The following is an 11,242-nucleotide window of genomic DNA, read 5'->3' as shown; positions in this document are numbered from 1 at the left end:
GGTGCGGGCCAGGGGTGCGGGTCAGGGCTCCAGGCCGGCCCGCCACCCCGCGAACAGCGGCAGCTCCCCGTCGGCGTCCATGACGACCACCCCGAAGGGCCTGTCGAAGGCGATCCGCTCGGCGGGGAGCGGCCGGGCCGCGCTCCTCGTCATCGCGATCTGGGTGACCGCCGCCGCCTCCACCCCCTCCTCGGCGACCTCGACGACCGCCTCCTGCACCGCCCGGGCCACGAAGAGCGGCACCGGCGAGAGGGCCGAGAAGTCGGCGCCGGGCCGCAGGGCCGCGCCCGCCCCCGCCGCCTCCAGCCAGGGCAGGAGATCGGTGCGGGTCCGCAGCGAGAAGCGGGGCAGGGCCAGCTCCACGCCGCCGGCCCGCACCGGCTCGCGCCGCGCCGCCCACGCCAGGGGCAGGACGTCCGCGGGCCCGTCGCCCGGCTCCCCGAGCACGAAGCGCACCCGGACCGCCCGCTCCCCCGCGCCGGGCAGCTCCACCACGACGCCCCGGCTCCCCCGCCATCCCCGCCGCACCCGCCAGGCCCACTCGGCCGGGACCCGCCGGTGCATGGTGGGGACGGGGCGGACCGCGCCGGACGCGTCCGTGAACGGCTCGGGCCGCGTCGCCCCGACCGGGAACGCCTTCCGCCAGGCCGCCTTCAGGGCGAGCGCCCCGAGCAGCACCAGGTCCTCGGAGCCGTCCAGCGGCAGCGGAAGCCCCGGCACGCGCCCCCCGCTCGCCTCCCGCGCCCACGCGTCGAGCTCCGCCGCCGCGTCCGCGCCCAGCACGCCGAACCCGACGCCCGGCAGCCCGGCCCGGAACCCCTCGCGGACCGGCACCCGGCTCCACACCCCGACGGCCCCGGCCACCCCGGAGGCCCCCGCGACCGCCCGCCCGACGCCGGTCACCGCCGCCGCGGCCTCCTCCCCCGCGACCCCGAGCAGACCGCGCAGTCCTTCCGCGGTCCGGCCCCGGGCCCCCGAGGCCACCGCCCCCAGCGCCAGCCACGCCCCCGCGGGCGACCACACGAAGTCCGCGTCCCCGGACCGGGGCAGGCACCGCTCCGCGAACGCCCTGAGCTCGCCCGCGCGAAGGGCGGTGGGAGTGTCGGTCATATCCTGCCTCTCAAGGGCATCGTGAAGATCAACGAACGGGGCAGGCCGCCCACGGAGAACTTCACACCGTGGGTGCCGCCATGGTCGGCCAGCCTAGAAGCCGTCGGCCCCCGCTGTCGGCCCCTGCCCCCTCACGCTCGACGCACATGGTCGGGCGGGACCAGCCACTCCCCCTGCCGTGCGTCCGCTTCACGCTCCCGAGCCTTGCCGGGCATGCCGTCGTCCCCTCGGTCCGTCCGTCTGCATTCCTTGCCGAGGACGCCAAGGACCGTCCCGTAAACCGGCGAGGCTCAGGAACGCCACGCGCCCCGCCGCCGGATTCTTAGCGGCGGACCCGTACAGCGGCTCTCGGGCGGCTGAGGATCACGCAGGATCAGGCGCCTCAGCCCATCGCACGATCACCCGGTCCCTCGTGTTCGCGTTCCGACCCCTGCCGACGGACTTGGCGATCCTCACGGAGTCGATGAAGAGCGCCAGGAACTCCCGCTTCTTCTCCAGGTCCCACGCCGCCCATGTCGAACCCTCCCCGATGGGATCCCCGTCCACGCTCGTCCACGCGTCGGGAATCTGGATGCCTCGGTTGCCGGTCGCCTCCAGTTCCGCCAACCGTTCGCCCGTCCGCTCCTCATGAGCTGCCAACCGCGCCATGGACTCCCTGAACATCCGCGCACCGGTCTCGTCGGCGTAGACGCCGGCCAGCCGGTCCACGTGGAGGATGCGGCGGGACTCCCGTACGTGCTCCGGCTCGGCTCGCGCCGCCGCGCGTTCCGCGTCTCGCTGGGACGTGTCCTGTTGGCGGGCGAAGCGCCGTGACGCCTCGGCCAGCCATGCGAGGTCTTCCGGGTCGTCGGGGTCCACGGCCATGAGACGGGCCCACACCCGCCCCGCCGTCTCGCTGTCCGCCGCGTCCTGCCCGATGACGAGACCGCCGTGGCCCGGGACCACTCCCCCGGCCCGGTTGCACTTGTAGTAGAGCTTCCCGGCCCGCCGGTCGGTCGCCATCACCGATCCGCAGACGCCGCAGAACAGCAGTCCGTGCCCGGCCAGCAGAGCAGGGACGCGGCGGGCCGCTCGTACGACCACCTGCGTCCGGCCGTCCAGCACGTCCTGGAGCTTCCACCACTCCTCGGTGGGGATCAGCGCTTCGTGCGACTGGACGGGCTGACCTTCGTCGTCACGCAGGACGACGCGCTTCCCCGCCTTGCCGGGGACGGGGTTGCCGTCGGCGTCCTTGGTCGCCCGTACCCGTCCCTGCCACTCGATCGCGTACCCCGCAAGGCGCGGGTCCCGCAGGATGCGCAGGACGGTGGACGACACCCACGCGGGGCGCTCCACTGCTTCCGAGACTCCGCGCACGGCGCGAGGCGAGGCGCTTGGCCCCCGACTCCCCCAGGGACTCCGCCTTCGTGGGCACGCCCCGCTCATTGAGCCGCTTGGCGATCTGCGAGGCGGACACGCCCTCCGCCGCCCACTCGGCCATGTCACGGACGTGCGGGGCTTCCGCCGGGTCCGGGACGAGTCGGACGACGGACAGCTCGCCGCTGGTCGCCCTCTCGGCCGTGAAGCCGTACGGGGCCACGCCGGAGACATGGCTACCAGCCCGTCGGAGCGTGTCCTTGGTGGCGGAGACGTAGGCCGACTTCATGTCGGACTCCTGCTGCGCCAGTCCCGCGATGATGGCGAGGATGCCGACACCGACCGAGGTGGACGTGTCGAGGTACGGCTCCTCGACGCTCACCAGCCGGACGCCGTGCGCCTCCAGCTCCTCGATGATCCGCGTGGCTTCCAGCGCGCCACGGCGAGTGAGTCGGCACAGCGAGAAGACCACCACGGCGTCCGCGTGCCCGCCGCGCACGGCCGCCATCATCTCCTCGAACCCCGGGCGGTGGATGCTCGGGTCCCACCCCGACTTGCCGACGTCCTCGAAGTGGCCCGCGTCGCTCCACCCCTTCGACGCGATCAGCGAGGCGCACCGTTCGCGCTGCGCCACGGGCGACGCCCGGGAGTCGTCCTCACGCCGCTTTGACTGCCGGATGTACGAGACTGCACGTACGTGATCAAGGCTCGGCGCAGCGCCCGGCCTGTGCTTCCTGAGAGGTGTCATGTGCCTAGTGTGGTAAAGATCAACGTCCTGACCGTGCCGGCCGAGCAGCGCGAGGTCCTGGAGCAGCGGTTCGCCTCGCGCGCCGGTGCCGTGGAGGGCTCCGACGGCTTCGAGTGGTTCGAGCTGCTGCGCCCGCTGGAGGGCACCGACCAGTACCTGGTGTACACCCGCTGGCGCAGCGAGGAGGACTTCCGGAACTGGATGGAGGGTTCCATGAAGGCCGCCCACCAGGGCACCTCGGGCGGCGAGGGCGGCGAGCGTCCGAAGCCCGCCGCGTCCGGTTCCACCCTGTGGTCCTTCGAGGTCGTGCAGCAGGCGTCGCCGAAGTAGGTCCCCGAAGGAGGTCCCGGAGGAGACTCCCGGAGGAGATCCCCGAAGGAGGTCCCGGAGGAGGTTCCGGGGGAGACCCCGAAGGAGGTCTCCAGAGGAGGTTCCGGGGGAGGCCCCGGAGGAGATCCCCGGAACAATCCGGAGGCGGGCGAGGGAGTGCGGGCCGCAGAATGGCCCGCATGACCTGGAGCTTCACCCCCGAGCGCGTCGGCACCCCGGACGCCACCGCCCTGCGCCGCGACTACTTCGGCGACGTCGCCGGCCGCTACTTCGGCCGCGTGCTGTCCGAGGACGAGTACGACGAGGACATGATCGACGAGGGGCTGGAGCGGCTCGCGCCGCCCGCCGGGGAGTTCCTGGTCGGGCGGTACGAGGGGCGGCCCGCCGCCTGCGGCGGCATCGTCCTCCTGGACGGCGGACGGGCCGAGCTGACCCGGGTGTACCTCCGCCCCGCGTACCGCGGCAAGGGCGGCGCCGACCTCCTGATGGAGGGTCTGGAGCGGGCCGCCCGCGCGCTCGGCGCCCGCCGGACCGTCCTCAACACCCGCCTCGACCTGGTCGAGGCGCGGGCGCTGTACGTGCGGCACGGCTACGGCGAGATCCCCGCGTACTGCTCGGGGCCGTACATGGAGATCTGGTACGGCAAGGAGCTCTGACCCCTCTCCCCCGTCCCGGAAGGACCGGCCGCCCCGGGCGGTTCAGCCGCCCCAGACGACGACGTCGAAGGTGGCGGCCGTGTCGCTCGCCAGCCCGGACAGCTCCTTGACGGTCATCCGGAGGAGCCGTCCCTCGCCGGTGCGGCCGCAGACGGTCAGACCGGTCTTCATCTCGATGTCGTTCGAGGTGGCCTGGGTGTCGACCACGCCCGCGCAGTCCCCGTACGCCGGCACCTTGGCCGCGCCCTTCCACACGAGGGCCCTGGAGCCGTTGTCGGGCCGCAGCATGTGGTCGCCGAAGGGGTAGACGGCGAAGTCGTTGTCGCTGTTGATCTCGGACACCACGGGCGGCGCCGCGTCGAGGTCCTTGTCGTCCGCGTACGCGATGACCAGGGTGCCCTGCCAGTGGACGGTGTCCGGGGGCGCGGTGGGCGGGGCGCTGGTGGTCACCTGCGCCGCCGGGGCCGTCGTGCCCCCGCCGGACGCGTCCGTGCCGGAGGTGCCGTCCGTGCCCGGGGTGTTCTCCGCGGCCTGCCCGTCGTCCGGCGTCGGGGTCGCCGAGGTCGGTGCCGGGGCGGGCGCGGCCTCGGGCTCCTTGTCGCTCGTGTTCACCAGATACGTGCCGACCACGCCGATGACGGCCGCCACCAGCGTCGCCCCCGCGCCGATCCAGGCGCCCCGGTGCGACGGCTGCCGGCCGGGCGGGGTGCTCGGCGGCGGCGGGGCGCCGTAGGCCGCGTATCCCGGGCCGCCCTGGGGATACCCCTGCTGCGGCTGTCCGTGCTGCTGCGTCCAGCCCTGCCCCGGCTCATGGCTGCTCATCGTGCCTGCTCCCCCGTACCCGTCGTACCCGTGATCGATCTTCTGATCCGATCTTCGGCAGGTCAGGGTACCCATCGGCACTGAACGTCCGTCACCCCGGTTGCCGGGAGCGCGAGTTCCCCGAGCCTCCCGGCTCCCCCACGTCGCCCGAGTCCCCCGAACCGGACCGGAGCGGGGCACGGGGGCGGCAGGGGCACGGGACGGGTACGGGCACAGGACGGGTACGGGACGGGGACGGCCACAGGACGGGTACGGGGACGCGGCGGGTGCGGGGTCAGGCGCGGTGGTCGCGGGGCGGTCCGGGGAACCGGGGGCGTTCCCCGTCGGAGCCGCAGAGCTCGGCGTTCAGCTCCTCGACGAGTTTCACCAGGTCGGTGGGGCGGTCGGGACCCCACCAGTCGCCGAGGAGTTCGGCGAGCGACTCCTCGCGCGCCGCGGCGAGGCGGACGGCGGTCGCGACGCCGTCCTCGGTGAGGACCAGCTGGACCCCTTCGCGCCGGGCGAGCCGCCGCTCCTCGACCTCGCGGGCCGCGTCGGTGATGACCCGGAGCGGTACGGGGGCGGTCTCGGCGAGCCGGGCGGGTTCCACGGCACCGTGGCGGCGGATCCGCAGCAGCAGCCAGCTGGAGGCCGGACGCAGGTCGAGCCCGGCGCGGGCGGTGATCGTCTCGTAGATCTCCTTGCGGCCCTCGCGGGAGCCGAGCACCGACAGGGCGCGGGCGGCCTCCTCGTAGGAGGAGCGCTCGACCGGGTTGGAGGCGAGGGTCTGGCTGGTGTCGGGCGCGGTGACGGAGGCGCGGAGCGGGTCCTCCTTGAGGAACCAGGCGACGACGAAGGCGACGAGGACGACCGGTGCCGCGTAGAGGAAGACGTCCGTGATGGAGGTGGCGTACGCGTGGAGGACCTGCGGCCGCAGCTCGGCGGGGAGCTGGGCGACGGCACGCGGGTCGGCGGCGACCTGCCCGGCGCCGGTGCCGGGCGGGAGCTCCGTGCCGTCCCGGGCGGCCTGCGCGAAGACGTCCTCCAGCTTGTGGGTGAGCCGGCTGGTGAAGATCGTGCCGAAGACGGCGACGCCGAAGGACGCGCCGATGGAGCGGAAGAAGGTCGCCCCGGAGGTGGCGACGCCCAGGTCCTCGTACCCCACCGCGTTCTGCACGACGAGGACGAGGACCTGCATGACGAGGCCGAGCCCGGCGCCGAAGACGAAGAAGTAGACGCTCATCTCCCAGGTGGGCGTCGTCTCGGTCAGCTCGTTGAGGAGCAGCAGGCCGAGCGCCGTGACGGCGGTGCCGGCGATGGGGAAGACCTTCCACCGGCCCGTGCGCGACACGATCTGGCCGGAGACGGTGGAGGTGAGCAGCATGCCGACGACCATCGGCAGCATGTGGACGCCGGACATGGTGGGGGTGACGCCCTGGACGACCTGGAGGAAGGTCGGCAGGTAGGTCATCGCGCCGAACATCGCGAAGCCGACGACGAAGCTGATGACCGAGACCAGGGTGAAGGTCCGGATCCGGAAGAGCTTGAGCGGGAGGACCGGTTCGGCGGCCCGCCGCTCGACGGCGACGAAGCAGACGAGCAGGACCGCCCCGAGGAGCGCGAGCCCGATGATCTGCGGCGAGCCCCAGTCCCAGGTGGTGCCGCCGAGGGAGGCGACGAGGACCAGACAGGTGGCGACCGAGGCGATGAGGAAGGTGCCGAGGTAGTCGATGGTGTGGCGGGTGGAGCGGACCGGGATGTGCAGGACGGCGGCGATGACGAAGAGGGCGACGACGCCGACGGGAAGGTTGATGTAGAAGACCCAGCGCCAGGAGAGGTGCTGGGTGAAGAACCCGCCGAGCAGCGGGCCGAGGACGCTGGTGGCGCCGAAGACGGCGCCGAAGAGGCCCTGGTACTTGCCCCGCTCCCGGGGCGAGACGAGGTCGCCGACGATCGCCATCGACAGCACCATGAGCCCGCCGCCGCCGAGGCCCTGGAGTGCGCGGAAGCCGATGAGCTGCGGCATGTTCTGGGCGATGCCGCAGAGGGCGGAGCCGATCAGGAAGAGGACGATCGCGCTCTGGAAGAGCTTCTTGCGCCCGTACTGGTCGCCCAGCTTCCCCCACAGCGGGGTCGCCGCCGTCGAGGCCAGCATGTAGGCGGTGACCACCCAGGAGAGGTGCTCCATGCCGCCGAGCTCGCTGACGATCGTCGGCAGGGCGGTGGAGACGATCGTCTGGTCGAGGGCGGCGAGCAGCATGCCCAGGAGCAGCGCCCCGATCGCGACGAGGACGGTCCGGCGGCTCTGCCCCTCCCCCGGCACGGGCGCGGGCTCCCCGCCGAGCTGCGGCGGGCTTGTCTCCTGGGCCATGGGCGCCTCCTGTACGTCTCCCCCGGGTCCTCCGGGTCCTCCGGGTCCCTCGGGTCCTTCGGGTCCCCCAGGTCCTTCGGGTTCTTCGGGTTCCTCGGGTTCCTCGGGCGGGTGCTCTCCATCCTGAGTCGAATGTCCGGATATGGCCTGCGGAGGGGCACGCGTGTTCACCCGTCGGCAGGGGGTGGCCTGCATAATCACTGCCAGATTGCTTGGGGAGGGGACAGATCATGACCGGACAGGCATGTCCTGAATGCGGCGGCCAGAGACCGCCCTGCGCCTGCGCCCGGGCGGAGCTGGCGGCGGCCGAGGACTTCGACCCGCTCCGCATCAGGCCGTACGTGACGCTGGAGGCGCCGTACGCGGAGGGCGGGGCGGGGCGGGACGGGCGGCCGGGGTCACCGCCGGCGTCGCCCTCGGCGTCCGGTGGGGCCGGCGGGGCGGCGGAGGCGGGTGATCCGCCGACGGCGCAGCTGGCGGCGATCCGCCCCGCGGCGCACGGCCACGCCCCTGGCGACCCGTACGCCTCCCCCTCGCCGGAGGCCTCCCCGTACGACGCCTCCTCGCAGGGGACCTCCCCGTACGACTCCTCCTACGGTTCCCCTTCGTACGACCGACCCCCGTACGCCCCGTCCCCGCCCCCTTCCCCGTACGCCCCCTCCTCCTCCGAGCCCTCCTCCTCCGACTCCTTCCCGCACGGGGACGGGGCGTACGGCGCCGAGGGCGGGGCGCACGAGACGATGCCGCTCCTGCTCGGCGGGGCCGGAGGCGACGGGGCGGCGGCCGGGGCGCGCCGCGAGCGGCGGCGCAAGCGGCGCGGCGGGCTGGTCGCGGGCGTCACGGCGGCGGCCGTGGTCGGCACGGCCGCGCTGGCCGCGGCGGTGCTCGGCAGCGGGGAGACCGACGACCGGGCGACGGTCCCCGAGGTGACCACCAGCGCCTCCCTGAACATCGCCGTCTCGGAGGAGCCGTCGCCGTCCTCCGACACCCCGGAGCCGACCCGCACCCCCTCGAAGTCGCCTTCGCCGCGCACCTCCTCCCCCACCCCCACGGCCACCTCCGCCTCCCCGTCGGCGTCCGCGCCGACCGGGGCGGCGGGGACGCCGACGGCCGGCGGTCCGCCGTCCGCGACGGGCGGCGCGGCCCCCTCGGCGTCCGGTCCGGCCACGGCCACGGCGACCTCCGCCGCCCCGACCACGGCCTCTCCTCCCCCCACCCCGACGGGGGCCCCCGAGGGGGCGGTCCTGGCCATGGGCGACACGGGCCCCGAGGTGCGGGAGCTCCAGCTGCGACTCACCGCCGTCTACGTCTACCGGGGCGACATCGACGGGGTGTACAGCGAGGAGGTGCGGGACGCGGTGGCCTCGTACCAGGGCTGGCTCTGGCCCCGGAAGGACCCCGAGGGCGTGTACGGCCCCTACACGCGGCGCAATCTGGAGCGGCTGACCTCCGACATCACGGGCTGAGCGGGGACGCCGGACCGGGCGCGGTCCCCAGCGCCGCACCGGGCGCGGGACGGGCGCCGGACCGGGCGGACGGGGGCGGGTTGGCCAAGACGGCTCCGCGTTTTGTATCGTGAAGAAACAAAGTGGCCCCGCCCGCACTCCCTGACCGGCGGGCGGGACCGCTTCGTTCTCCGCACCACCCCCCTGGAGACCCCATGGCCGCCACCCCGGCAACGCTCACCGCCCGCGCCCTCCTGCTCGACATGGACGGCACCCTGGTCGACTCGGACGCCGTCGTGGAGCGCTGCTGGCGCCGCTGGGCGGACCGGCAGGGTCTCGACGCCGACGCGGTACTGAGGGTCGTGCACGGTCGCCAGGGCTACGCCACGATGGCGGCCCTCCTCCCGGACCGCCCGATGGCCGAGAACCACGCCGACAACGCCGTGATGCTCGCCGAGGAGACCGCCGACCTCGACGGCGTCGTGCCGGTCGGCGGCGCCCCCGCCTTCATGGACGCGATCGCCCGGCTCCCGCACGCCCTGGTGACCTCGGCCGACGAGGGCCTCGCCCAGGCGCGGATGGGCGCGGCGGGCCTGCGGATGCCGGTGACGCGGGTGACCGCGGAGCTGGTCGGCGCGAGCAAGCCGGACCCGGAGGGCTTCCTCAAGGGCGCGGCCGAGCTCGGCACGGCCCCGGCGGACTGCGTGGCCTTCGAGGACTCCGAGGCGGGCATCCAGGCGGCCAGGGCGGCCGGCATGCGCGTCGTGGGCGTGGGCCCCCGCGCGGCGGCCTTCGCCCCCGACCTCCACGTCCAGGACCTGACCTCGCTCGCGCTCACCGCCGCCCCGGACGGAACGATCACCCTCACCACGACGGCCTCCTGACCGGGACGCCCCCGAGCCCCACCCCCCGGAGGGCCGCGCCGGATCCCCGGCGCGGCCCTCCGGACGTCCCGCACCCGGCGCGCGGGTCCGCGGACCGGGAGGCCCGGCAGTCCTGACGCAGGCCCGGGGCCCTCCGCCTCCCGGGGCCCTCCGTCACCCGGGGGGCCTCGACGCCCCACGGTCGCCGGCACCCCCACCCCCGGCACCCCCGGCACCCCCGGCACCCCGTCGGCCCGGCGCCGCACAGGCCGGCCCCGCCGAGACACCACACCCCGCCCCCACCCCCGCCCCGCCCCATCCCCGCCCCGTCCCCGGGACGTCACACCCCCCGCCCCGACCCCCGCCGACCCGGGGCCCGCCCCCCACCCGTCCCGCCGACGACCCCTCCGCCGGGCCTCGCGCCCCGGAGGTCGTACACCTCGCCCCACAGCCTCCGGAGCGCGAGGCCGAACCACCGCACTCCGGGACAACTCGCTCCCGCCCGGCGGAATCCGACGCTCCATCAGCACACGTCACACCCCTTGATGTGACGTGTCCATGTCGCCACTCTGTTACCTGGCGCACCCCCCGGAGAAACCTCGCGCCGCCACGATGACCGGGCGCCGCAGCCCGGTACCGCACGGGACCGGCCGAACCGTCACGGTCCCACCGAATCAAGGGAGTCCCCCATGCCCGTCGGCAAGGTCTACGCGCGTCGAATCGCCGTGCTCGCCTCCTCCGCCGCCCTCGCCCTGACCGGCCTCGCCACCTCCGCGCCCACCGCGCAGGCCGCGATGCCGACCCCGGTCAGCGCCGCCACCGCCCGCACCTACCTGGCCGCGCTCACGGTCAGGGCGGAAGGTTCCCTCACCGGCTACAGCCGCGACCTCTTCCCGCACTGGATCACCCAGTCCGGCGCCTGCAACACCCGCGAGACGGTCCTCAAGCGGGACGGCTCGAACGTCGTCACCGACTCGGCCTGCGCCTCCGTGAGCGGCAGCTGGTACTCGCAGTACGACGGCGCCACCTGGACCGCCGCCTCGGACCTCGACATCGACCACGTGGTCGCGCTCGCCGAGGCGTGGCGCTCGGGCGCCAACTCCTGGACCACCGCCCAGCGCCAGTCCTTCGCCAACGACCTCACCCGCCCGCAGCTGATAGCCGTCACCGACAACGTGAACCAGTCGAAGGGCGACCTCGACCCCGCCGAGTGGATGCCCCCGCGCACCGCGTACCGCTGCACCTATGCCCGCGCCTGGGTGCACGTGAAGCACCACTACGGCCTGAGCGTCGACTCGGCGGAGAAGAGCGCCCTCCAGTCCGTCCTCAACGGGTGCTGAGGACGGACCCCTGACACCGCGGAGGACGGGCGTCCCGGCACCGCGCGAGAGCGGCGCCGGGACGCCGCGAGAAACGGCGTGAAATCGGCGCGCCCGTGGTCCAGACCTGAGCCACCCTGGTCCAGACCAGAACGGCCCCAGCCATAGGCGCGCCCCCGCCGAAGGAGATGTTTGAACTTGCAAGTACTACTCAGGGATGCCTAACCTGGCGGCCGTTCGGTA

General features: G+C 74.3%; 9 protein-coding genes and 1 pseudogene. 5 read left to right on the top strand and 5 right to left on the bottom strand.

Annotated elements, in window-relative coordinates:
- Positions 1 to 21 precede the first annotated feature (21 nt).
- From IE287_RS27060 to IE287_RS39170, 3 genes and pseudogenes are all read right to left on the bottom strand, one after another.
- Positions 22 to 1,110: a serpin family protein gene (locus IE287_RS27060; RefSeq protein WP_189851815.1), complete on the bottom strand. Its 1,089-nt coding sequence runs from the start codon at positions 1,108 to 1,110 to the stop codon at positions 22 to 24.
- A 363-nt stretch (positions 1,111 to 1,473) separates the two neighbouring features.
- Positions 1,474 to 2,427 carry a hypothetical protein gene (locus IE287_RS39175; RefSeq protein WP_268254998.1) on the bottom strand — a complete coding sequence of 318 codons (954 nt, stop codon included), beginning with the start codon at positions 2,425 to 2,427 and terminating at the stop codon, positions 1,474 to 1,476.
- Between the two features lie 94 nt (positions 2,428 to 2,521).
- Positions 2,522 to 3,214 (bottom strand): annotated as a pseudogene (locus IE287_RS39170) (recombinase family protein); the annotation flags it as partial.
- On the opposite strand from IE287_RS39170, the gene IE287_RS27050 reads away from it, so the two are divergent.
- Together IE287_RS27050 and IE287_RS27045 are read left to right on the top strand one after the other, a co-directional pair.
- Positions 3,215 to 3,544 carry an antibiotic biosynthesis monooxygenase family protein gene (locus IE287_RS27050; protein WP_189851813.1) on the top strand — a complete coding sequence of 110 codons (330 nt, stop codon included), beginning with the start codon at positions 3,215 to 3,217 and terminating at the stop codon, positions 3,542 to 3,544.
- Between the two features lie 170 nt (positions 3,545 to 3,714).
- The gene (locus IE287_RS27045) at positions 3,715 to 4,200 is read left to right on the top strand and encodes a GNAT family N-acetyltransferase (protein WP_189851812.1); all 486 of its coding nucleotides are present in this window, start codon (positions 3,715 to 3,717) and stop codon (positions 4,198 to 4,200) included.
- A 42-nt stretch (positions 4,201 to 4,242) separates the two neighbouring features.
- On the opposite strand, the gene IE287_RS27040 is transcribed toward IE287_RS27045, so the two are convergent.
- Together IE287_RS27040 and IE287_RS27035 are read right to left on the bottom strand one after the other, a co-directional pair.
- On the bottom strand, positions 4,243 to 5,022 hold the full coding sequence (locus IE287_RS27040) for a hypothetical protein (protein ID WP_189851811.1): 780 nt from the start codon (positions 5,020 to 5,022) through the stop codon (positions 4,243 to 4,245).
- Between the two features lie 274 nt (positions 5,023 to 5,296).
- Positions 5,297 to 7,372, bottom strand: a complete 2,076-nt coding sequence (locus IE287_RS27035; RefSeq protein ID WP_189851810.1) for an MDR family MFS transporter — start codon at positions 7,370 to 7,372, stop codon at positions 5,297 to 5,299.
- Between the two features lie 230 nt (positions 7,373 to 7,602).
- On the opposite strand from IE287_RS27035, the gene IE287_RS27030 reads away from it, so the two are divergent.
- From IE287_RS27030 to IE287_RS27020, 3 genes are all read left to right on the top strand, one after another.
- On the top strand, positions 7,603 to 8,838 hold the full coding sequence (locus IE287_RS27030) for a peptidoglycan-binding domain-containing protein (protein ID WP_189851809.1): 1,236 nt from the start codon (positions 7,603 to 7,605) through the stop codon (positions 8,836 to 8,838).
- 194 nt (positions 8,839 to 9,032) lie between these two features.
- Positions 9,033 to 9,701, top strand: coding sequence for an HAD-IA family hydrolase (locus tag IE287_RS27025; RefSeq protein ID WP_189851808.1), 669 nt, complete (start codon positions 9,033 to 9,035; stop codon positions 9,699 to 9,701).
- Between the two features lie 668 nt (positions 9,702 to 10,369).
- Positions 10,370 to 11,020, top strand: a complete 651-nt coding sequence (locus IE287_RS27020) for an HNH endonuclease family protein (protein WP_189851807.1) — start codon at positions 10,370 to 10,372, stop codon at positions 11,018 to 11,020.
- Positions 11,021 to 11,242 lie beyond the last annotated feature (222 nt).

It is taken from the genome of Streptomyces omiyaensis (assembly GCF_014650895.1).
Lineage (GTDB): Bacteria > Actinomycetota > Actinomycetes > Streptomycetales > Streptomycetaceae > Streptomyces > Streptomyces omiyaensis.
This window is presented reverse-complemented; position numbering and strand designations above follow the sequence as displayed.

What these genes read in the sequence shown, in the direction of transcription:
- IE287_RS27040 (WP_189851811.1), bottom strand. Translation starts at nt 5,022, where the DNA reads ATGAGCAGCCATGAGCCGGGGCAGGGCTGGACGCAGCAGCACGGACAG.
- IE287_RS27030 (WP_189851809.1), top strand. Translation starts at nt 7,603, where the DNA reads ATGACCGGACAGGCATGTCCTGAATGCGGCGGCCAGAGACCGCCCTGC.
- IE287_RS27045 (WP_189851812.1), top strand. Translation starts at nt 3,715, where the DNA reads ATGGCCCGCATGACCTGGAGCTTCACCCCCGAGCGCGTCGGCACCCCG.
- IE287_RS27060 (WP_189851815.1), bottom strand. Translation starts at nt 1,110, where the DNA reads ATGACCGACACTCCCACCGCCCTTCGCGCGGGCGAGCTCAGGGCGTTC.
- IE287_RS27020 (WP_189851807.1), top strand. Translation starts at nt 10,370, where the DNA reads ATGCCCGTCGGCAAGGTCTACGCGCGTCGAATCGCCGTGCTCGCCTCC.
- IE287_RS27035 (WP_189851810.1), bottom strand. Translation starts at nt 7,372, where the DNA reads ATGGCCCAGGAGACAAGCCCGCCGCAGCTCGGCGGGGAGCCCGCGCCC.
- IE287_RS27025 (WP_189851808.1), top strand. Translation starts at nt 9,033, where the DNA reads ATGGCCGCCACCCCGGCAACGCTCACCGCCCGCGCCCTCCTGCTCGAC.